At 67.0% G+C, this 21619-nt stretch carries 24 protein-coding genes and 1 tRNA gene; 8 read left to right on the top strand and 17 right to left on the bottom strand.

Annotated elements, in window-relative coordinates; genetic code table 11:
• Positions 1-223: 223 nt before the first annotated feature.
• Entirely contained in the window at positions 224-727 is a 504-nt protein-coding gene (locus tag ACP7A3_RS18520) for an excisionase family DNA-binding protein (protein ID WP_426256848.1), read from the top strand.
• Here the strand turns inward: ACP7A3_RS18520 and ACP7A3_RS18515 are convergent.
• Positions 714-962, bottom strand: a complete 249-nt coding sequence (locus tag ACP7A3_RS18515; RefSeq protein WP_426256847.1) for a helix-turn-helix domain-containing protein — start codon at positions 960-962, stop codon at positions 714-716. The two genes, ACP7A3_RS18520 and ACP7A3_RS18515, sit on opposite strands and share 14 nt — an antisense overlap.
• A 133-nt stretch (positions 963-1095) precedes the next feature.
• Between ACP7A3_RS18515 and ACP7A3_RS18510 the strand changes: the two genes are divergently transcribed.
• From ACP7A3_RS18510 to ACP7A3_RS18480, 7 genes are all read left to right on the top strand, one after another.
• On the top strand, positions 1096-1371 hold the full coding sequence (locus ACP7A3_RS18510) for a hypothetical protein (RefSeq protein WP_426256846.1): 276 nt from the start codon (positions 1096-1098) through the stop codon (positions 1369-1371).
• Between the two features lie 4 nt (positions 1372-1375).
• A complete protein-coding gene (locus ACP7A3_RS18505) occupies positions 1376-2032 on the top strand; it encodes a hypothetical protein (RefSeq protein WP_426256845.1) in 657 nt (218 codons plus the stop codon).
• Between the two features lie 3 nt (positions 2033-2035).
• Complete coding sequence (locus ACP7A3_RS18500) at positions 2036-2329, top strand: hypothetical protein (RefSeq protein ID WP_426256844.1); 294 nt, start codon at positions 2036-2038, stop codon at positions 2327-2329.
• Between the two features lies 1 nt (position 2330).
• On the top strand, positions 2331-2561 hold the full coding sequence (locus ACP7A3_RS18495; protein WP_426256843.1) for a hypothetical protein: 231 nt from the start codon (positions 2331-2333) through the stop codon (positions 2559-2561).
• A 62-nt stretch (positions 2562-2623) separates the two neighbouring features.
• Positions 2624-2920, top strand: a complete 297-nt coding sequence (locus tag ACP7A3_RS18490) for a hypothetical protein (protein WP_426256842.1) — start codon at positions 2624-2626, stop codon at positions 2918-2920.
• A gap of 175 nt (positions 2921-3095) precedes the next feature.
• Positions 3096-3500 carry a hypothetical protein gene (locus tag ACP7A3_RS18485; protein WP_426256841.1) on the top strand — a complete coding sequence of 135 codons (405 nt, stop codon included), beginning with the start codon at positions 3096-3098 and terminating at the stop codon, positions 3498-3500.
• A gap of 60 nt (positions 3501-3560) precedes the next feature.
• Positions 3561-4214 (top strand): DUF3800 domain-containing protein, encoded by a 654-nt coding sequence (locus ACP7A3_RS18480; RefSeq protein WP_426256840.1) that lies wholly within the window; start codon positions 3561-3563, stop codon positions 4212-4214.
• Positions 4215-4345: 131 nt separating this feature from the next.
• Here the strand turns inward: ACP7A3_RS18480 and arsH are convergent, their stop codons facing one another.
• The 16 genes from arsH to ACP7A3_RS18400 all read right to left on the bottom strand — a co-directional run bounded on the left by arsH (position 4346) and on the right by ACP7A3_RS18400 (position 21263).
• Positions 4346-5086, bottom strand: coding sequence for an arsenical resistance protein ArsH (gene arsH / locus ACP7A3_RS18475; protein ID WP_426256839.1), 741 nt, complete (start codon positions 5084-5086; stop codon positions 4346-4348).
• 40 nt (positions 5087-5126) lie between these two features.
• Positions 5127-6413, bottom strand: a complete 1287-nt coding sequence (locus ACP7A3_RS18470; RefSeq protein ID WP_426256838.1) for an arsenic transporter — start codon at positions 6411-6413, stop codon at positions 5127-5129.
• Positions 6413-6841: an arsenate reductase (glutaredoxin) gene (arsC, locus tag ACP7A3_RS18465; RefSeq protein WP_426256837.1), complete on the bottom strand. Its 429-nt coding sequence runs from the start codon at positions 6839-6841 to the stop codon at positions 6413-6415. Before arsC ends, ACP7A3_RS18470 begins: the two co-directional genes overlap by 1 nt.
• 11 nt (positions 6842-6852) lie before the next feature.
• Positions 6853-7185 (bottom strand): ArsR/SmtB family transcription factor, encoded by a 333-nt coding sequence (locus tag ACP7A3_RS18460; protein WP_426256836.1) that lies wholly within the window; start codon positions 7183-7185, stop codon positions 6853-6855.
• Positions 7186-8035: 850 nt separating this feature from the next.
• Positions 8036-8111: transfer RNA gene (locus ACP7A3_RS18455), tRNA-Phe, on the bottom strand.
• Between the two features lie 41 nt (positions 8112-8152).
• Entirely contained in the window at positions 8153-8326 is a 174-nt protein-coding gene (locus ACP7A3_RS18450; RefSeq protein ID WP_116462522.1) for a DNA gyrase inhibitor YacG, read from the bottom strand.
• Positions 8323-9264, bottom strand: a complete 942-nt coding sequence (locus tag ACP7A3_RS18445; protein ID WP_426256835.1) for a ribonuclease — start codon at positions 9262-9264, stop codon at positions 8323-8325. The genes ACP7A3_RS18450 and ACP7A3_RS18445 overlap by 4 nt, the downstream gene beginning before the upstream one ends.
• Positions 9257-9826 carry a Maf family protein gene (locus ACP7A3_RS18440; RefSeq protein WP_426256860.1) on the bottom strand — a complete coding sequence of 190 codons (570 nt, stop codon included), beginning with the start codon at positions 9824-9826 and terminating at the stop codon, positions 9257-9259. The genes ACP7A3_RS18445 and ACP7A3_RS18440 overlap by 8 nt, the downstream gene beginning before the upstream one ends.
• Before the next feature lie 32 nt (positions 9827-9858).
• Positions 9859-10104, bottom strand: coding sequence for a translation initiation factor IF-1 (infA, locus tag ACP7A3_RS18435; RefSeq protein ID WP_017977808.1), 246 nt, complete (start codon positions 10102-10104; stop codon positions 9859-9861).
• A gap of 351 nt (positions 10105-10455) precedes the next feature.
• A complete protein-coding gene (locus ACP7A3_RS18430; protein WP_426256834.1) occupies positions 10456-12210 on the bottom strand; it encodes a methyl-accepting chemotaxis protein in 1755 nt (584 codons plus the stop codon).
• A 513-nt stretch (positions 12211-12723) separates the two neighbouring features.
• Positions 12724-14154: a sensor domain-containing diguanylate cyclase gene (locus ACP7A3_RS18425; protein WP_426256833.1), complete on the bottom strand. Its 1431-nt coding sequence runs from the start codon at positions 14152-14154 to the stop codon at positions 12724-12726.
• A 149-nt stretch (positions 14155-14303) separates the two neighbouring features.
• Positions 14304-16250, bottom strand: coding sequence for an alpha/beta hydrolase family protein (locus ACP7A3_RS18420; protein ID WP_426256832.1), 1947 nt, complete (start codon positions 16248-16250; stop codon positions 14304-14306).
• Positions 16251-16481: 231 nt separating this feature from the next.
• Complete coding sequence (locus tag ACP7A3_RS18415) at positions 16482-18650, bottom strand: sodium-translocating pyrophosphatase (RefSeq protein ID WP_426256831.1); 2169 nt, start codon at positions 18648-18650, stop codon at positions 16482-16484.
• A 321-nt stretch (positions 18651-18971) separates the two neighbouring features.
• Positions 18972-19871, bottom strand: coding sequence for a thiamine-phosphate kinase (gene thiL / locus ACP7A3_RS18410; RefSeq protein WP_426256830.1), 900 nt, complete (start codon positions 19869-19871; stop codon positions 18972-18974).
• Between the two features lie 223 nt (positions 19872-20094).
• A complete protein-coding gene (gene nusB, locus ACP7A3_RS18405; protein ID WP_043060415.1) occupies positions 20095-20547 on the bottom strand; it encodes a transcription antitermination factor NusB in 453 nt (150 codons plus the stop codon).
• A gap of 161 nt (positions 20548-20708) precedes the next feature.
• Positions 20709-21263 (bottom strand): fasciclin domain-containing protein, encoded by a 555-nt coding sequence (locus ACP7A3_RS18400; protein WP_426256829.1) that lies wholly within the window; start codon positions 21261-21263, stop codon positions 20709-20711.
• Positions 21264-21619: the final 356 nt, after the last annotated feature.

Raw genomic sequence — 21619 nt, 5'->3', positions numbered from 1 at the left:
CCATGACGCAAACTGGCGCATTGCCCGCGGCGGGCCGGAGGCGCCTGTCCCGGCCTATCGCCGGACGCTCGCCGCGCAGAAACCGCGGTGCTTACCGGTAGATTGCCAAGCGACGAATGGAGACGACGGCCCCCAACAAATATATGCACACACCCTACGCAAGCTTTGCTTGCCCATTCTCCTTCAAGTTCAGTGCTTTAGATGCCGTCTCTTACGGGTCACAATGTGTTACGGTTTGTGTTACGTTGTGCCACAGCAAGAAAACGCAGCGTCCGTAAGCACTTACGTGTGCCACATTGTCCCACGAACTGAATTCACAAGCGAGCTTGTTCGCCGCATCGGGCAATGCGATATTGTCTACGCGGAGAGCCCACCAGCCCCCCCTGCTAGGGAGCTGAATATGAAACTAAGTGCGCGTTCGTCGACCGTTAACGTTGACTGGCAGCCAATAACAGTCACAGTTCGCGACGCCCTCGACTTGGTCGGCATCGGGCGTACCCATCTCTACGAACTGATTGCCGCAGGTCGGATCACGACAGTGAAAGTCGGCCGACGGCGGCTGATCCATGTCGCCTCGCTGAAGATTTTGGTCAGCGGTGCACCCGCGCCACTACCGCCATCACCAGTCGTGCAACTCCCCTTGTTCGCGGGAGGTGAGGGAGAGGGGGAAAGGAGGAAGGTGCCAGATAAGCGAAAGCGGGGGCGCCAGGCTCTCATTTCAGCGTAGCGTCGGTAAGTCGTACGCCATCGCCGCCGCCGGGAGATGTCTCTCCGGCGGAGATGAAGCTGATGCCTGCGCTGCGAAGAGCGGCAATCATCGCTTCCACAGATTGGGGTGCCACGCCGCTAGCGCTTTCGAAGCGCCGGACCGTTGCCACGCCAATTCCGGCCCGATCCGCTAGGTCCTGGGCGGTCCAGTCGAGCAATGCCCTTGCGGCGCGGCACTGCTCAACCTTCATCATGTGATCGCTATTATATCAATTCGTGCTTGTTTGCCACCGTCCGCGGTGATATGAAAACGATCACCAGCGGCTGGGTAAGGAGATTAGGCCCTCCAAACCCAGCCTAACCACCACGATCCCAAGGAGATCGATAATGGCTACGAACACGCTATCAGCCGACGTGCGCCCGGCCAAGATCACGCGCGCATCCTCTGGCCTCAGCAAGACGACCACGCGTGCCGTCGATATGGCGCGCCTGCATCTTCGCACCGGCAATCCCGGTGCCTATGCTCGCTCCCTTGCCGGTGAGCACCGGGCCACGAACAGCCGCCAGCAGCGCGCCATTGAGGCGGTTATCGCCGCCGATGCGTGCGAGCGCCTGTTCACTCGGCATCCGGCGAACGGCTGTCTCTTGGCGCGGGAGGGCTGATCCGATGCTCAACCGTCGCAACATCATCGGGGGCGCTGCTGCGCTTCCTGCCATTGCCATCGCGTCCTATGGCGCCACCGCCTCAGCTTCGGCTTCTACGCTGTCGCCTGACTTCGCAGCTGTGCTGGCCGACGCCGCTGCGGTGAACGCAGCGCTTATCGAACATGACAAGCGCGTCTACGCGCCCGCCAAGGCAAGGGCTGACGCACTGATCGCGGCCCTCCCTCACACAACCGTCCACGCGGGACCGAGCCTGACTGGCGGCGAAGTCGTGTGGTCCACCGACAAGCCCAACTCCATCGCGGTTGCTCGTTCGATCGTAAATATGGCGCGAAAGGGCCGGGATATGGCGGGCGCGGGGGACTCCTACGCTCGCGCCCTGCTAGCTGCGCACTTGCGCCGAGAGCGCGCGGCCAGCCGCATCTACCGCGACACCGGATGTTCCGCGGCCGTCCAGCGTAGCAATCAGCTCGGCAATGCTTGGGTTGACGCACAAGGCGTGGTCGGCCGTCACCCTGTCCGCACTGCTGCTGACCTCGCGGCCAAGCTGGCCTTCATGATCAAGAACGACATGGAAGGCGACGGCATGGCTGGTAACGGTGGCGGCTGGCTTGAGATCCTACATGCCGACGCTCGCCGTGTCGCTGGACGGGAGGGCTGACCGATGTCGGATAGCTCAACGTTCACAGCGGTGATGGCTGCTCAGGATGCCGCGCGCGCCCGCTTCAACGCCCTCCCGCCGAGCTTGGAAGGCAACGATCTCGCTGCCTTCGAACGCGAGGAGGAGCAGATGCTGGAGGCGTCGCGTGCCGCCGATCGAGCGGCGCCGACGTCGTGGGCCGAGTTCACCCGGCTGCTCGAACACATGTCCGCTGGCGGCACTGACCATGTCGATGGAGACAATGTAGCTCGGTTGGTCAATCACGCCCGCCGCCTACTCACCGTGGAGGGCCGCTGACATGGCAACGCACCCCATCGACCCACGGCCGTTCAATCCCACAGCTTGGCTGCACAACCTCGTCCAGATCGGTGGCGGCTATGCCCTCGCGTCCGGCCGCAAGCTGTGGCTCGTCGTCGAGCATTGCCCCGCGGACGAGCTGACGCCGCTGATGGCGCAGATCGTCGGCCGTCCTGACCGTGCCGAGGCGTTGCGGGTCACGATCGAACGCCGACAGAACGGGGAGGGGTAACGATGGGTCATCTTGCTACAACCCCGCCACCAGTCGCGCCCCGGTTCACCCCTTGGCGCCGGATGCGCCGCCGGCCCTGGCATCGGTTGGACCGGCTTGCCTCGCCTCAGGCGATGTTCGCGGCCATTCCCTCGCTACCACGTGCTGAGCTGGCCCGCCTGACCGAGCGGCTGATCGACCGCATCGACGAGATCGACGGCGAATCCGATGTGGAGTCGAACGGCGACGAGCTCGACGGCACTGGCGGCGAGGACGACTTCATCCACCATAATGCCAACTGGCTTGGCTATCCCGGTTGTCCCATCAGCGACCCAGGCGAAGACAACCACGATCAAGAATGGGAGGAAGCTCACGAATAGCCTCGCATCATTGCGGCCGACATCGCCTCGGCCGCTTAAACACCAGCCCGTCGCCCGCAGGTCGCAGGTGGCGGGCTTCGGCCGTGTCCATCGGTTCCAGGATAGCCACCACCTTGCGGAGCAGTACGGCCCCGACTTCTGGCTGCCCATATACCGCCGGGCATTCCCGACGCTGATGTCTGCTGTCGCCGTGAAGCACGACGGCTGGGCACAGCGCGGCGGAATCGACCGGCTGCTGACGCTGTCCTGCGGGCGGACCTATACCATCGACGAGAAGATCCGGACGCAGGACTGGCCCGACGTGCTGCTGGAGCGCTGGTCGGACGAGGCGCGGCAATCGCCGGGGTGGGTGCAGAAGCCGCTGGCCTGCGACTTCATCGCCTACGCGCATGCGCCCGCGGCGACGTGCGTCTTGCTGCCGGTCCCGGCGCTACAGCGTGCTTGGCGGCAGCATGGGCGCTCGTGGATCGGACTGTACGGTCAGCGCCGTGCCGAGAACCCCGGCTACACGTCTGTCAGCGTTCCGGTGCCGCGGGGCGTGCTGATGCAGGCGATCGTCGAGGCGATGTTCGTGAGTTGATGAGTGACGGATTGAGCGGGGGGTTGACTCCCAGGCCAAGCGGCGATCACCTTTACCGTAATGGAGCTCTTTCTGTACTCTGATGAAGCAGGCGATTTTACGTTCAATCGTCAGCCGAATGTCAGCCGCTATTTCATCATCTGCACCGTGGCGGTGGCTTCTATGGATCTTGGTCAAAGCCTCGTTGCGTTGAGGCATGATCTCATTCGAGAGGGTGCCAACCTCGGCGACTGCTTCCACGCTACGACGGACGCCCAAGCGGTGCGCGATCGGGTTTACGACACGCTAGCTGCGGCGGACTTCACCTTTCAAGCCACGATATGCGAAAAGTCGAAAGCGCAACCACAGGTCAGGACAAGCAAGGCCCGCTTCTATCAGTATCCGTGGTTCTACCATTTTAAGCATGGATATGCTCCTCGTATCGGACAAGACGATCGCTTGCTCGTGACCGCCGCGTCGATTGGCACAAAGAAGGAACGTGAAACTTATACGAACGCTCTTCGCGACGTCGTTCGGCAGAGTGCGCCGCACGCGGCATGGGCGGTGGATTTTCGACCCGCACTAGCAGATCCTTGCCTTCAGGCGGCGGACTATTGTGCTTGGGCCGTGCAGCGGCACTGGGAGCGAGGAGATAGTCGGGCGCTTGACCGAATCCGAGCCAAGATGACCTACCACTATGAACTGTGGCGTAAGGGCACCACGCATTTCTATTGAGTGCGACCCGCCATATCGGCGATCTTGGCTATCTTTCGAACGCCCGGGGGCGTTTTCACCAAGCAAGGGCCGCACCCGCGTTGAATCACTGAACCAGTCCCGTGTCAATTGCTTGAGTGACCGTGAATTTGCTATGGGGCCGCGGCGATGCTCGACAGGTCGGTTGCCGCGTCGATCGGCACGCCGGCGCCCTTCCGTTCCGAGTACCGATCGACCAGTTGAGCGGTATGGGGACGCAGCAGGACCGTGAAGCGGACCAGCTCCTCCATCACGTCGACGATGCGGTCGTAGTAGCTGGACGGCTTCATGCGGCTGGCTTCGTCGAACTCCTCGAACGCCTTGGCAACGCTGGACTGGTTCGGAATCGTGACCATCCGCATCCAGCGGCCGAGGACACGAAGGGTGTTCACGCTGTTGAACGACTGTGACCCGGCCGACACCTGCATGACGGCGAGGGTGCGGCCCTGCGTCGGTCGCATCCCGCCCATCGACAGCGGCAGGTGATCGACCTGCAGCTTCATGATGCCGGTGATCTGGCCGTGCCGCTCCGGGCTGCACCACACCTGTCCCTCCGACCACATCGACAGCTCTCGCAGCTCGTGGACGGCGGGATGGTCGTCGCCGGCCACCTGATCCGGCAACGGCAGGGTCGACGGGTCGAAGATGCGCGTCTCCGCGCCGAAGAAGCGCAGGAGGCGTGCCGCCTCCTCGACGCACAGCCGGGAGTAGGAGCGCTCGCGCAGGGATCCGTAGAGCAGCAGGATGCGCGGGGGTGGGTCGCCCGCGCCCAGCCCCAGGGCAGGCCTGTCGAGCGCGAAGCGGCGATCGAGTGCAGGCAGGTGGTCTGGGTCGGTGAGGTTGCGGAGGGGCATCAGGTGGGGTTTCCGGTGGTGTTCATGGGGTTTCCGCGGCTCATCCGGCGTTGATCCGGATCGCCAGTGCGGCGAGCGTGACCAGCAGCACGGGGACGGTCAGCGTCGCGCCGACGCGGAAGTAATAGCCCCATCCGATGCGGATGCCCTTCTGCCCGAGAACGTGCAGCCACAGGAGGGTGGCGAGCGACCCGATCGGCGTGATCTTGGGGCCGAGGTCGCAGCCGATCACGTTGGCGTAAACCATCGCTTCCCTGACGGCGCCCGTGGCGTGGGTCGCGTCGATCGACAGGGCGCCGACCAGGACCGTCGGCATGTTGTTCATCACCGACGACAGCAGCGCGGCGATGATGCCGGTGCCGAACGCCGCGCCCCAGACGCCGCCCCGGGCGGCGCGATCGAGGAGACCGGCGAGATGGTCGGTCAGGCCGGCGTTACGCAGGCCGTAGACGACCAGGTACATGCCGAGCGAGAAGATCACGACCTGCCACGGTGCGCCGCGCAGAACCCTACGAGTCTCGATGACGTGACCGCGCCCGGCGATGGCGAGCAGCAGAACCGCGCCGGCAGCAGCGACGGCGCTGACCGGAACGCCGATGGGTTCGAGCAGGAAGAAGCCGGCCAGGAGAGCGGCGAGGACCGCCCAGCCCGCCTTGAACGTGGCGGGATCCCGGATCGCGTCGGTCGGGGTGCGGAGCTGCGCGACGTCGTATCCGGTCGGCACATCGCTGCGGAAGAACAGCAGCAGCGCGACCAGCGTCGCGGCGATCGACGCGAGATCCACCGGCACCATCACCGAGGCGTAGTCGGCGAAGCCGATGTGGAAGAAGTCGGCCGACACGATGTTGACCAGGTTGGACACGATCAGCGGCAGGCTGGCCGTGTCGGCCACGAAGCCTGTCGCCATCACGAACGCCAGCGTCGCCTTGTCGCGGTAGCCCAGCGCCCGCAGCATCGCGATGACGATCGGGGTCAGGATCAGCGCGGCGCCGTCGTTCGCGAACAGCGCCGACACCGCTGCGCCGAGTAGGACGATCAGGACGAACAGGCGTCGGCCGTGCCCTCCGCCCCATCGGGCGACATGCAGCGCCGCCCATTCGAAGAAGCCGGCCTCGTCCAGCAGCAAGCTGACGATGATGATCGCGACGAACGTCGCGGTCGCGTTCCAGACGATGCCCCAGACCACCGGCACGTCGGAGAGTGAGACCACCCCGGCGAGCAACGCCACGGCGGCACCGCCCAGCGCGCTCCATCCGATGCCGAGGCCTCGGGGCTGCCAGATGACCAGCGCGATCGTGACGACGAAGATGGCGAGGGCGAGGAGCATCAGGCGACGCGGCGCCCGGAGGCGTCCACCACCTGTTCGCCATCCTCCTTGGCGAACGCGCCCCGCTGCGGCTCGGGCAGCAGATCGAGGACGGCCTCGGACGGGCGGCAGAGCCTCACGCCGAGCGGCGAGACGACCAGCGGCCGGTTGATTAGGACCGGGTGCGCCATCATGGCGTCGAGCAGGACGTCGTCGGTCAGCGAGGCGTCGCCGAGGCCGAGCTCGGCGTAGGGTGTGCCCTTCTCGCGCAGCAGATCCCGGGGCGTGATGCCGGCGCGATCGATCAACTCGACCAGCAGGGCGCGGGACGGCGGGGTCTTCAGATACTCCACGACGTGCGGCTCGATGCCGGCGTTGCGGATCATCGCCAGCGTGTTGCGCGAGGTGCCGCAGGCGGGGTTGTGGTAGATCACGACGTCGACAGCCACGGGGCGTCCTTTCAGCAGCAGGGGGTGAGTTCGGCTAGGAGCGGCGCGCACATCTCGGGCGAGCCGGCGCAGCAGTCCTTGACAAGGAACAGCGTCAGCGCCCGCAGGCCATCGAGGTCGGCGCGGTAGATGATGGACCGACTGTGCCGCTCGGATCGGACGATGCCGGCGCGTGCGAGGATGCCGAGATGCGCCGACATGGTGTTCTGCGGAACGCCAAGCTGACGGGCGATCTTGCCCGCCGCCATGCCGTTCGGTTCGTGCCGCACCAGGAGGCGGAACACGTCTAGGCGGGTGCTTTGAGCAAGCGCGCCAAGTGCGGCGATGGCCGAATCACTATCCATATATCTAGTGTAATGGATGGATCTGTTTGTGCTACTGCATTGCGACCAGGCGGCCGCTCCGCATGAAATGACCGTTCCTGCGCGCCACGCGTTGACGATCCAATGATTACCCTCGCGTCCGCCGCAGTGTCCTTCACCTGCGATGTCGTCCGTGTTCACGATGGCGATGGGCCGCTATGGTGTCGATCGGGTCAGAAGGTCCGCGTCGCAGGGATCCAGGCGCCAGACTTCAAAAGTGCAGAGCCGTGTCGCCGGCCGGCAGCGCGACGTGCGGCCTACACCTGCGACGATCGCGCTGCTGCCAGGTCACAGCGGATTGTCGAGCGGCTGGTCCTGCACCGGCGGCTCCAATGCCAGCCTGTCGGGATCAGCTACAGCCGGGTCGTGGCCAGATGCACGCTGCCGGACGGGAGGTCGCTGTCCTGCGCCGCTATCGCTGCCGGCGCGGCAGCGAGGTGGGATCGATACTGGCGGCAGTATGGAATGGGAGAGTGTCGGTGACGTCAGCAGATCAGCCGTAATAGGGCAGGGAGCTATGAGGCACATCATGCCGCATGACGCACCACTCTCCTGACGGCGGTAAACCGCCTACCATTCCGCGCCTACCCAATCGACCGAAAGGATCGATATGGTAGACCAGTCAGACCCCCTCGCGGTTAAGCGAGCATCCCAGCACAATCGGAAGCGCAGGCTGAAGGGTTATCCTCCGCACCCCGGCAAGGGCCAATCTTCCACGATCCGGACCCTCACCAACAATCAAGCAAGCGCCCGATGAGGGAACGGATGGGGGCGCACGCAGCATAATTGATGGCAAAACGCGAGCTATTACAAGTGTTTGGCTGGCGGATAATGGTGCCCGGGGACGGATTCGAACCGCCGACACTGCGATTTTCAGTCGCATGCTCTACCAACTGAGCTACCCGGGCAGGGCCGTCACGCGAAGGCTTCGCGTTCGGAAGTGGCGCCTCTAATGGTCCCCGCCGGTGCTGTCCAGCCCCTCATGCGCATCATTTTGCACCGGGATGCGATATCCTTCGCCCAGCCATTGCAGCAGGTCGCGATCGCGGCAGCCGCGCGAGCAGAAGGGCGTGTGAAGCGGATCGACGGCTTTGTCGCAAATCGGGCAGGTCGTGGTGGTCATAGGCTGTCGAACAGATGGGTGACGCCGGTGCGGCGTGCAAGCTCGGCCAGCCAGTCGGGGCAGCTGACGAGGCGGGCGTGGACGGGGGCGGGCAGGCGGTGATGCAGCGGGCTGCCGGGGGGCTCGCGCTCCAGCCGGCGCAGCAGCGCCCGCGTCGCGGCACCCACCGGATCCGCTCGCAGCAGTTCGGGCAGCGAGGCGCGGGGGCGGGGACGAACGATCTGCAGGAAACCGAAACCGTTGACCGCGGTGCGTTCGAACGGCGGCATCAGCGCGGCGTCGAGCGCTTCGGCGACCGCCTGTCGCACGGCCTTGCCCTCCAGCGTCGGGAAATCGATGCCGATCGAGCCGCCGATGCCGTGACGTCGGATCGCCCCGGCGACCGCTTTCGCGGCAGCGACGGCGAGCGATTCGAGCGGGGGCGGGCCGTCGACGTCGAACAGCGTCATCGCCGGGGTGGGCGACAGGCGCAGCGCGCCGAGCGGGAAGGCGATCGCACCGTCCATCGCCTCTTCGAGCAGTTCGGACCAGCCGGCCGCTTCCAGCGCGTCGGGTTCATGGGGGCGGAGCGTGCGGACGGGATGGCTGGTGGCGTGGAGGCGGGCGAGCAGGTCCGGGCCGTCGGCGGGCGTAGCGTCGGTCGCCACGGCGCGCGGCGGCTTGGGGCGGCCGGGTTCGGGAATGGCTTCGCGGACGATTTCGACGGTGAGGGTCGCGCCCTTGGTCAGCCCTTTGGGGATGCGGGGGAGCAGGGCGTCGTCGCCGGCGATCGACAGGCGGCCCATGCCGCCGGCGGTCAGCTCGACCAGCTGGGCCTTGGCGACGGTGCCGAGGCGGAGCGTGTTCGGTAGTTCGATCGCGGCGTCGACGATGCGGTCGTCCTCGATCAGCGCGGCGCGGGCTTCGCCGATGCCGGCTTCATAGACCCATTCAGGCAAGGGGGAGCCCGGCGGCGCGGAGGAGGGCGCGGGTTTCGGTGAGTGGCAGGCCGATGACGCCCGAATGGCTGCCGTGAAGGAAGCGGACGAAGGCTTCGGCGCGGCCCTGGATGGCGTAACCGCCGGCTTTCCCGAGGCCTTCGCCGCACGCGATATAGGCGTCGATCTCGGCGGGGGAGAGCGGGCGGAAGGCGACGATCGTGTCGGACAGGCGCGTGCGCTGCGTGCCGTCGGGGCCGATCACGCAGATCGCCGACAGCGCATGGTGGCGGCGGCCGGAGAGGCGGAGCAGCAGGTCGCGCTGGATCGCCTCGGTTTCGGCGGGCGGCAGGATCGCGCGGCCGAGCGCGATGGTGGTGTCGCCGGCGATGACCGTCTCGTCCGGTGCGCGCTGCACCGCCAGCGCCTTTTCAACGGCGAGGCGCTGCGCATAGACGCGGGGCAGTTCGCGGGGGCGCGGGGTTTCGTCGATCGCGGGCGTGGCGATGCGATCGGGCACGACACCGAGACGCGCCAGCAGATCGCGCCGGCGCGGCGAGGAAGAGGCGAGAACCAGAGGCATAAGGTCGGGCGGCACGCGGGTGCCGCCGGCGCTTATTGCGGGCCGGGGCCGCCGCGGCCGGGCATGAAGCGGTAGGTGATCCGCCCCTTGGTCAGGTCGTAGGGGGTCAGTTCGACCAGCACCTCGTCACCGACCAGCACGCGGATGCGGTTCTTGCGCATCTTGCCGGCGGTATGGCCGAGAATTTCGTGGTCGTTTTCGAGCTGTACACGGAACATCGCGTTGGGGAGCAATTCCACCACGCGGCCGCGCATCTCGAGCAGTTCTTCCTTGGCCAAAAATCAACCTCTGTTCGCGTGTTCGGGCGCGCCCTTAGCGCAAGTCGCCGAAAAAGGGAAGCAAGGCAGACGGGCGGCGCCGGTCCAACAGGGGGCGGCGCGTCGCAAGGCCTTGCAGGATGCAAGATGGGGGCGGCTGGGGCGATTCGCAAGCCGGCCGCACCCCTCGGAAGTGGACGAAGTGGACGGTACGTAACCTGCCGGAGACCCCCTCATGCGCAGGGAGCGCGGGGGGTGGGGCCGGACGTGTCAAAGAGCGATTGCGGGATGATGCATATTCGGGAGCTGTAGGACAGGAGAAAAACGGGTCCGCCGCCGGTGGGTGATCACCGGCAGCGGAGGGGCGCCGCGTCAGGCAGCGCGGTGGAAGTGGGCGTCCTCGGCATCGGCTTTGCCCAAGGTCAGCGCGAGGCCCTTCGTACGGACGGCGCCGGGCTTGCGGGCCTTGGAAGCCGCGGCGGCGCGGACGGGCGTGCGGGCCGCCGGTGCCGCGTCGTCGTCGAGCTTGAAATAGGCGATGCTGCCTTCGAGTTCCTCGGCGCGACCGGCCATTTCCTGCGACGTTGCCGAGATCTCCTCGGCCGCCGCCGCATTCTGCTGCATCACCTGATCGAGCTGTTGCAGCGCCTGGTTGACCTGCGCGGCGCCGATATCCTGTTCGCGGCAGGCGGCGCTGATCTCGTTCACCAGCTCGGTAGTGCGGCGGATGTCGGGGACGAGCTTGGCCAGCATGTCGCCCGCCTGCGCGGCGGCGGCCATCGTTTCGGTGGACATGCCGCCGATCTCGCCCGCGGCGACCTGGCTGCGTTCGGCAAGCTTGCGGACCTCTGCCGCGACCACCGCGAAGCCGCGGCCGTGTTCGCCGGCGCGCGCGGCCTCGACCGCCGCGTTGAGCGCGAGCAGATCGGTCTGGCGCGCGATTTCCTGCACGATGGCGATGCGATCGACGATGGAGCGGATCGCCTCGACCGCCTGGGCGACGGCGGTGCCGCTGGCCTCGGCCGCCTGCGACGACTGGTGCGCCATCTTCTGCGTCTGCGCTGCGTTGTCGGCATTCTGTTTGATGTTCGCCGCCATCTCTTCCATCGAGGCCGATGCCTCTTCGGTCGCCGCGGCCTGTTCGGTCGCGCCCTGGCTGACCTGATCCGAGGACGACGACAGTTGCTGGCTGGCCGAGGCGACGTTCTGCGCCGCGCCGATGGCATCGCCGATCACGCTGCGCAGCCGATCGACCATCGCACCGATCGCACCGCCGAAGGCGCTGCTGAGCCCGCCGTAGTCGCGTTCCAGCCGGGCCGACAGATTGCCCTGCGAGAGTTCGCCAACGACGCGCGAGAAGTCGCCGAACGCCGCCTCGACACCGGCGACGCTGCCTTCCATCCGGCCGATCTCGTCATGACGATCGGTGGCGATCGGATCGGCGAGCATGCCGAGCTTGGCGGTCACGCGTTCCAGCGGCCGGGCGATGGCGCGCGTCATCAGCAGGCCCATGCCGATCGACAGGACCACGCCCAGGATCATGCTGCCGAGGATCGTCTGGGTGATCGTGGAAAAGGCCGTTGCCTGCGAGGCGGAGCGCGTGGCGAGCAGGGATCGTTCAGTGCCGATCACGCTGCCGACGCGGGTACGCAGCTCGTCCATCAGCGCCTTGCCGGTGCCGTCGAGCATGCTGGCACGCGCCGCAGCCTGCGTCGCCGGCGCGCCCATCAGCGCGATGTTGCGTTCGGCGACCTCGCTGCGCCAACGCCGGGCGAGGGCCGCCACCTGCGCCAGCCGGGTCTGCTGCTGCGGGTTGTCCGAGGTCAGCCCGCGCGCTTCGTCGATGGCCTTGTCGAAGTCGGCGCTGCCCTGCGTATAGGGCGCGAGGAAGGCGCGATCGGCGGTCAGAAGATAGCCGCGGAAGCCGGTTTCCTGGTTCACCATCGCTTCGACCAGCTTGTTCGACGCGGCGATGACCTTGTACGTATGTTCGTTGATCGCCGTCGTTTCGCGGACTTGGTTCTGTTTCGTATAGATAACGAAATTGGCCAGCAGGGTGAGGGCAAGGATCAGGCCGAGACAGAGTATCAGTTTTCGCGGCATGGACAGGTTGTCGAAGAAACGCATGGGGGTGCATCCGTTGATGATCGTCGCGCATCACGACGGAAGTTGGACGGGAATGGCTCATGTCCGCGGCGGGCCGACGATCTATCCTGTGACGGCCGGGAATCGACCTTCACGGATATTTGCCGTCATCGTTACCGCCACGACATGTCGATAACGGTCCAATCGTTAACGCCGCTTTGCAGCGCGTCGGAAAACGGCCCGCAGGCGACGATTTTCGCGTGCGGCGGAAAAATAGTGGTGCGTTGTGAAACCAATGTCCGGCTCGGGAATTTTTGGCGCCCTGCATCGATTTGTCCGATGTAATCCTGGGCTTACCGAATCATTGCGTCCGGCGGGCCGGGTGCCGGGCGAATCGGTGGCCGATTCGGGCGCATCGGACGCGTCGCGGGGTCGTCCCCGGCGCGGCGCTTCAGGCCGGGTTACAGTTTGCCAGGAACGCGCCCATCGCGGTGAGACATTCCGGCCGGTCCTGGCGGCGGGCGATTAACGACGGACCCGGCAGGCCCGCCCCGCTCACCCGGCGGAGCGGAAGCCGTTACGCCCGCCGGCCTTCGCCCGGTACAGCGCATCGTCGGCGCGGGCGATGACGTCGCGCAGGCGATCGGGGGGCGTGATGCCGGCGATGCCGCAGCTGATGCTGAGCAGGACGTGCGTCGCGGCGTCGGCGGCGATCGGCTGCTGGCGCAATGCGGCCTGGATGCGGGTGCAGATCGCTTCGCCCGTGTCGTGATCGCCGACCTGCAGGATCATCACGAACTCGTCGCCGCCCAGCCGGCCGATCAGATCGTCGGGGCGGGTGTTGGCGCGCAGCGTCGCGGCGAGGTGGCGCAGCACGTGATCGCCGAAGGGATGGCCCCAGGAATCGTTGATGCCCTTGAAGTGATCGATGTCGATCGCGACGCAACACAAGGGCGAAGCGGCGCGATCAAGCAGCGCGCCGGCGCGGCGTTCGAAGCCGCGGCGGTTGAGCAGCCCGGTGAGCGTGTCGGTGATCGCCTCGGCATGCGCTTCGGCGGCCTGTTCCTCCAGCTTGCGCGACAGGCGAGTGCGCGCGGCAATCTCCGCCGCGACGGGCAGGCAGGTGATCAGCATGATGGCGAGGAAGGACTGAAACAGATGCGCCTGGAGCACCGGGTCGCCGGTCGTCATCACGACCGGACCATGGCCCGACGCGGTAGCGCACGCGCCGATCACGGCAATGGCCATGACCGCCATCTTGGTGCCGAGCGGCCCGACGCGGAAGGTGACGAGCATGACCGGCGCGTACAGCAGGAACAGCGCGGGCAGCACCGCCACGTAGAAGACGAGATAGGCGGTGGCGACGACCAGCCCGAGATAGGCGAGCGATTCCAGCCGCTGCATCGGCGATTTGCTGCGGATACAGTCGGTCAGCTGGCCGCCGAGGATGGCCATGAACACCGGCGTGAAGACGAGCAGGCCGAGGCCGTCGCTGAGGAACCAAGTCTTGAACGAGGAGACGAACGCCTGGTCGTAGACGAGCGTCGCAGTGGCGGCGCCCGCCGCGCCGCTGAGCGCGGGCGCGATCAGGCCGGCGGCGAGGATGAAGCGCAGCAGCGCGCCGGTGGAGCGGAGCAGGTCGATCGACCCCGAACCGCGGCGGATGAGGATGGTGGCGACCACCACCTCCAGCCCGTTCGCGATCGCATACAGCAGCGGGCCGGCGATGCTGCCCCGCGTCAGCCAGTTGGCGGCGACATTGCCGACGAGGCCGGCGCTGAGCACCGTCCACCAGCGCGGGCGACGATCGAGCAGCAGCAGCGCGACGAGGACGGCATTGGCTGGCCATACCGTCGCGATCGTGCGGCCGTCGCTGGTGAGGTGGATGGTCGAGGCGGCGAACAGGAAATAGAGCGATGCCGCGACCAGCCAGATGATGCCGGATGGCGTCCCCGATGGGCGCGCGGTGCGGACTGTCTCTCCCATCCACCCAAATTGATCGAGATCAGTCAAAACGGGGTTAATATTTGCCGCGTCGCGCGAGCGAAGCCGTGGGAAGATGACGACAAATCACCCGCCGCGGGTTAATCGATCCTCGTCATACGCGGGGCGATGGCCGGGTGCGGCAATCCTCCTCACGCCGGATTATACTTCGCCAGGAACGCGCCCATTGCGGTGAGGAATTCCAGCCGGTCCTGGCTGCGGGTGAAATGGTGATCGCCCAACGGCTGCTCGATATATTGATAGGGCTTGCCGGCGGATTTGAGCGCATCGGCCATCTGGCGGGATTGTTTGACCGGCACGCGCTTGTCGGCCTTGCCGTGCAGCAGCAGGACGGGGATCGTCACCTGATCGGCGCCGAAGCGGGGGGAGACGGCGTGCAGGTCGGTCGCGCGCTTGGTCCAGTAGCGGCCCAGCGTCTTGCCGTTGAGGAATTGCGCGTCGTATTTCTTGATGCCGGCAAGGTCCGACACGCCGGCATAGGAGATGGCGCAGCGATACAGCGCGCCGTCGCGCTGGGCGGCGCGGAGCGCAGCATAGCCGCCATAGGAGGCGCCGGCGATGCAGACGCGCTTGGGATCGGCGATGCCCTCTTTCGCCAGAAAGGTGATCGCATCGTTGAGGTCGTCCTGCATCTTAAGGCCCCATTCGCCTTCGCCCGCCTTGACGAAGGCGGTGCCATAGCCGGACGAGCCGCGGTAATTGGGCTGGATGACGGCATAGCCCTGTTCGGCGAGATACTGGACCCACCAGTCCCAGCCTTCGCTGTCGCGCGCGATCGGGCCGCCGTGGGGCAGGACGACCAGCGGCAGGTTCTTTGCGTTCGGGCGATGGCGGGGGAGCGTCAGGATCGCCTCGATCGCCGTGCCGTCGCGCGCGGTGTAATGGACGGTCTTGACCGGCGACAGGCTGCGCCCGGCGAGCGTGTCGTTCTGGTAGGCGTAGCGCTGCATGCGGTCGCTGCCGAGATCCCAGTAATAGAGCGCGCCGGCCTGCGACGGGCTGCCGACCTCGACCAGCATCTGCGAACCGTCGGCGCTGCGCGAGACGATGCGTGCGCAGCGATTGCCGACCGCGGCGTCGGCGGCGGCCTGAATCCGCTTCAGAGTGGGATCGAGCCAGACGATATGGTCGAACGTGTCGGTGACGCTGATCCCCAGCGCGTCGTTGCCGTCGCGGTTCTCGACGACGCCGTCGATGTCGTAGCCGGGGTGGTCGTACACCTTCTTGCCGAGCGTTAGATCGGGCAGCGAGACCTCGTACAGCGCGTCGCGGCCGCCGCTGTCGCTGGTCGCGAGCGCGGTGCCGTCGGCGCGGAAAGTGGTGGGGACGATGAAGCTCTGCTCCTTGCGCGAATCGCTGCGTGCGATGGTGCGGAAGGATTCGGCGTTAGAGCCGCGATACAGCAGCGCGCCGCGGCCGGTGTCGTCGATATAGCGGATGCCCATGCGCAGCGTGCCGGCGCCATCGGCATACCAGTCCCATACGTCGGGCTGGCTGGCGGCGACGCGGCGGACCTTGCCGGTCGAGACGTCGGCGTCCCACACGGACGGATAGATATCCGCCATCGTATCGATCCCGGTCGAGCGCGCGAACAGGATGCGCGGGCTGCCGTCCTTGGCCGACCAGAGCAGATCGTCGGCGCGGATGCCGGAATTGCTCCAGTCGATCCGGTTGAGCGTCTTCAGATCGGCGCTGAGGCCGACCATGCGGGTGATGTAGATATCTTCCCCGCCGAGGTGCGACTGGCTGCCGATGCCGGCGACGAGCCACTTATCACCGACCCAGCGCCACCAGTTGATGTCCATATTCTCGCCGACCTTCAACGCGGCGGGCTTGCCGTCGAACAGCGGCATGACGACGAGGCTCTGGACGCCGTCGATCGCCATCTTCGCGGCGATGCGCGTGCCGTCGGGCGACAGGCGGGGGGATTCGCACCTGGGCAGCTGGGCGAAGACCGCGGCGGGAATGGGGGCGTCTGCGGCGGGTGGGGCGGCGGGCGTGGTGGCGGGCGGCGTCTGCGCGGTGGCGGTGGTCGCGAACAGAGCGGTGGCGAGCGACAGCGCGCAGGTACGAAGCATGGAAATCCCCCCGGCGGCCTTCCCCAAGGCCAGTGATGGGAGACTAACGCAGGTTGGTGCGGCGTCAATTGGCGGCGAGATGCGGGGCGGCCGTCACGGGAGAGTGGAAGGTCGATCATGCCCCCGGCATGATCTGAACGATGCGGGGCATCGTTCGCCTTCCACTCCCCGTGACGTCGGACGGATCGGGCGGGAGGTGCTCCCGCCCGTCCGCCGGCCGGTCGCGCTCTCTTAGCCGTTGCCGGCAGCCAGGGCCGCCAGCAACAAGAGCGCGACGATATTGGTGATCTTGATCATCGGGTTGACCGCCGGGCCGGCGGTGTCCTTGTACGGATCGCCGACCGTGTCGCCCGTCACCGCAGCCTTGTGCGCTTCGGAGCCCTTGCCGCCGTAATTGCCGTCTTCGATATACTTTTTGGCATTGTCCCACGCGCCGCCGCCGCTGGTCATCGACAGCGCGACGAACAGGCCGGAGACGATGACGCCGAGCAGCATCGCGCCCAGCGACGCGAAGCCCTGCGCCTGGCCGGCCACGGTGCGGATGATGAAGTAGAGCGCGACCGGGGACAGGACCGGGAGCAGGCTGGGGACGATCATCTCCTTGATCGCGGCTCTGGTGACGAGGTCGACGGTGCGGCCGTAGTTCGGGCGGCTGGTGCCTTCCATGATGCCGGGATTGTCGCGGAACTGGCCGCGGACTTCCTCCACCACGGCGCCCGCTGCGCGACCGACCGCGGTCATGCCGAACGCGCCGAACAGATAGGGCAGCAGCGCGCCAAGCAGCAGCCCGACGATGACGTTCGGGTTGGACAGGCTGAAATCGACGCTCACCTCGGGGAAATAGGTGGCGAGATCGGTGGTGTAGGCGCCGAACAGCACCAGCGCGGCGAGGCCGGCGGAGCCGATCGCATAGCCCTTCGTCACCGCCTTGGTGGTGTTGCCCACCGCGTCGAGCGCGTCGGTGCGGGTGCGCACGTCGTCGGGCAGGCCCGCCATCTCGGCGATGCCGCCGGCATTGTCGGTGACGGGGCCGTAGGCGTCCAAGGCCACGACCATGCCGGCGAGCGCGAGCATCGCGGTGGCGGCGAAGGCGATGCCGATGATGCCGGCGAGCTGGTAGGTGGCGATGACCGCGATCACGATGACGATCGTCGGGAGGGCGGTCGCCTCCAGGCTGATCGCGAGGCCCTGGATCACGTTGGTGCCGTGGCCGGTCTGGCTGGCGGCGGCGATCGATTTCACCGGGCGATAGTTGGTGCCGGTGTAATATTCGGTGATCCAGACGATCAGGCCGGTGACGGCGAGGCCGATGACCATGCACCAGAACAGGTCCATCCCCGTGAACGCCTGCGCGGTCGCGGCGGCGGCGCGGGGGGCGTCGAAGCCGGTGGTGAGGTCGTCCGACACCGCGTCGAGGAAGCCGGCGCTGCCGATCGTGCGGTTGAGGTCGCCGAGCACATAGCGCGCGGCGAGGTAGATGGCGGGGATCGACAGCAGGGCGCTGGTCCAGAAGCCCTTGTAGAGCGCGCCCATGATGCTGCCCTTGCCGAGGCGGACCATGTAGGTGCCGATGATCGAGGTGACGATGCACACGCCGCCGACAATGAGCGGGAGGCTCATCAGGCGCATCAACTCGGCGGCGTCGGCGCGGATGAGCAGGGCGATCGAGATCATCGTGACGCCGAGCGTGACGACATAGGTTTCGAACAGATCGGCGGCCATGCCCGCGCAGTCGCCGACGTTGTCACCCACGTTGTCGGCGATGACCGCGGGATTGCGGGGATCGTCCTCCGGAATGCCGGCTTCGACCTTGCCGACGAGATCGGCGCCGACGTCCGCCGCCTTGGTGAAGATGCCGCCGCCGAGGCGCGCGAAGATCGAGATGAGCGACGCGCCGAACGCGAGCGCGGTCAGCGCCTCGACAATGACGCGGTCATTGGGGGCGTGGCCAGCGGGGCCGGTGAGATACCAGAAGAAGGTGCTGATCGCGAGCAGGCCGAGCCCCGCGACGAGCATGCCGGTGACCGCGCCCGAGCGGAACGCCATGGTAAGCCCGCCCTGCAGCGAGGTGCGTGCGGCTTCGGCGGTGCGGACGTTGGCGCGGACCGAGATGTTCATGCCGACATAGCCCGCGACGCCCGACAGCACCGCGCCGACGACGAAGCCGATGGTGGAGACCGCGTTGAGCGTCAGAAACAGGATCGCGGCGACAATGACGCCAACGATCGCGATGGTGGTGTACTGGCGGCCGAGATAGGCCTTGGCGCCTTCTTGGATGGCGGCGGCGATGTCCTGCATCCGGGCGTCGCCCGGAGAGGCGCGGAGCACCTGTTGGCTGGTGACGAAGCCATAGACCACGGCGATGACGCCGCAGAGGATGGCGAGGGCGACCGTGGTCATTCGCGCAAATCCTTCTCCTGTTGACGTCGCCGGCCGATGTCCCCCGGTCTGGCGCGCTGCGGGTGAGGCTATGGCGCGGACGGGGGGAGTGCAAGCGGTTGTGGGTTGCGGTGGGTTGTGTGTGTGGGGGGCGGGTGCCACTTGCGCTTGCGCGCCGTCACCCCGGACTTGGTCCGGGGTCCACTTCGCGGCGAGGGGGGAGGCTGGAGGCTCTTGCCGTTCCCTTGCGGCCCGGTGGACCCCGGACCAAGTCCGGGGTGACGGGGTGGGTGGGGTTGGCGTTTCGAGCCTCGCGGGGCGGGAATGACGGGGTGGGTGGGGTTAGTGTTGGAAACCCAGGCGAGCAGGGAGCGGGATTGGCTCTCCGCCGTCGAACAGGTGCAGGCCTTCGCCTCTGGCGAAGCGGCCGATGTGGGTGGCGTCCACGGGGGGCACGACGTTGGCGGGCATAGCGAACAGGAGTTCGTAGTCGTCGCCGGCGCTGGCGGCCGTCAGGCGGGCGGGGCGGTCGTCGCCGGCGTGGGTGCGATAGGCTTGCGACAGGGGAATGGCGGCGAGGTCGAGGATGACGGCGAGGTTGCTTGCCGCGCCCATGCGCGTGGCGTCGATGAGCAGGCCGTCGCTGACGTCCATCATCGCATGCGCGAGGCGCGCGAGGATGCGGCCTTCCGCCAAGCGCGGCGTCGGGCGGCGGTAGCGGGCGGCGAGCGCGGCGGGGCCGGGCTGGCCCTGCGCGATGGCGAGGCCGGCGCCGGCGTCACCGATCGTGCCCGTCACCCAGAGCGCATCATTCTCGCCGGCGCCGCCGCGCGGGGGGGCGGGGGTGTCGCAGCCGAAGGCGGTGACGGTGAGGACGCGCGGCGCGCCGGGCGGCAGGCGGACGGTGTCGCCGCCGAGGATCTGTGCGTCGCACGCGGTCAGCACGTCGGCGAGGCCTTCGAGGAAGGCGCGGTCCCATGCGTCGTCGGTGAGGGGGTAGTTCAGAAGGATGCCGTCGGGCTTGCCGCCCTTGCCCGCGATATCGGACAGGTTGGTCGCGACGAGCTTCCACGCGATGTCCTGGGGCGTGTCGGTGGGGAGGAAGTGGACGCCCTCGACCAAGGTGTCGGTGGTGACGACGAGGGGTGCGCGCGTCAGGCGGGCGCTGTCGTCGCGCAGCCCGCGCGCGGCGGGGTGGAGCGGGAGGGTGCGCAGGGCGGCGAGGAAGTCGGCTTCGGTCATACGCGGAAGAAAGAGCCTGCATCGGTCCTCCCCCGCAAGGGGGAGGGGGACCGTTCGGCGTGAGCCGAAGAGTGGAGGGGGAGGGCGGCGGCGCCGCGCGATGATCGGGCTTGCCGTGTCCTCCCCCTCCGTCACCGCTGCGCGGTGCCACCTCCCCCTGGCGGGGGAGGATTTTTGGGTTAGCGGTCCCCCTCCCCCGCTGACGCGGGGGAGGACTTTTGGGTTAGCGGACGTCTTTGGCGATGGCGTCGAGCAGGCCGTTGACGAAGCCCGATTCGCGGCGTTCGTAAAAGGCGTGGGCGACGTCGACATATTCGCTGATCGTCGCGCCGACCGGCACGTCCTTGCGCGCCATCAGTTCGTAGGTGCCGGCGCGCAGCAGCGCCTTCATCGGCTTGTCGAGGCGGGCGAGCGTCCAGCCGCTGGCGAGCTTCTTTTCGATCGCGAGGTCGATCTCGCCCGCGCGCGCGGTGGTGCCCTTGACCAGATCGTCGAAGAAATCGACGTCGGCCTCGGCATATTCTGCGTCCTCGATCGTCGCGCCGAGGCGGTGGTTGTGGAATTCGTGGAGCAATGCGGGCACCGGCGTGCCCTCCATCTCATGCTGGTAGAGCGCCTGAACGGCGGCGAGACGGGCGGCGGCGCGCGCCTGGGTACGGTTGGTGGTGCGGGACATCGTGCGGGCATGTAGTGGCGTGCGCGGCGTCCGTCACCCCTTTGCGGAACGTGCGATAGAGCACGTTCCGAAGGCGGTGTCGGCCCGCTCCCCCTCCCGACCACCCATCAGGATACGATGTGGGTGGCCGGGAGGGGGAGCGGGCCGGCACCGAAGCCCACTCAGGGCATCAACACGGTGTCGATGACGTGGACGACGCCGTTCGACTGCATCACGTCCTTGGTGCTGACGTGGCTCATGCCGCCCTTGGCGTCGGTGAGCGTGAGGCGGCCGCCCATCATGGTCGCGGTCAGCGGTTCGCCCTGCACGGTGGTGAGCGTCGCCTTGCCACCGCCGGCCTTGATCGCGGCGGCGATCTGCTTCGACGTCATCGTGCCGGCGACGACGTGATAGGTCAGGATGTTGGTCAGCTGCGCCTTGTTCTCGGGCTTCACCAGCGTGTCGACGGTGCCGGCGGGCAGCTTCTTGAACGCGGCGTCGGTCGGCGCGAAGACAGTGAAGGGACCGGGGCCCGACAGCGTGTCAACGAGGCCGGCGGCCTTCACTGCGGCGACCAGCGTGGTCAGGTTGTTGGCGGTCGAGGCGTTTTCGACGATCGTCCTGGTCGGGTACATCGCGGCGCCGCCGACCATCGGGTTCTTGGCGGCGGACATCGCCGGACCGGCGGCGAGCAGGGCGACGGCGGCGATCGCGCCGCGGAACTGGAAGCGGGTCATCTGAGGCATCCTTTGTCTGGTCACCCTGGGGCGGGTGCGGCGGAGATACGTCCGTCGCGGCACAAAGATGCGTTGTTTCAGCAACTTAAATGTAAGTAGCTGAAATTGATGTATATTAAGTTTTGTTGCTGGGGGTGGTTCATGCCGTCGTAGGGCTTAGTCGTTTGAGCTCGCGATCAAATTCGCAGACGATGCCGGATGCCCCCTGGCGGGGAGGGATTGATTTAATGCGAATGTCGATTGGGCTTAGCCGAACAGGAGGTAGCCGACGGTCAGGGTGCCGACCGTCAACATCAGCACTCCGATGACCGCGGCGCACCAAGCTGCTCTCCGCCCGAAGCGATCGTCGATCCACT

It is taken from the genome of Sphingomonas sp. DC5200-1 (assembly GCF_049897245.1).
In the GTDB taxonomy this organism is placed as follows: Bacteria; Pseudomonadota; Alphaproteobacteria; order Sphingomonadales; family Sphingomonadaceae; genus Sphingomonas; species Sphingomonas aquatilis.
Note: the sequence above shows the minus strand (reverse complement) of the source record. Positions and strands in the feature narration are given on the sequence as shown.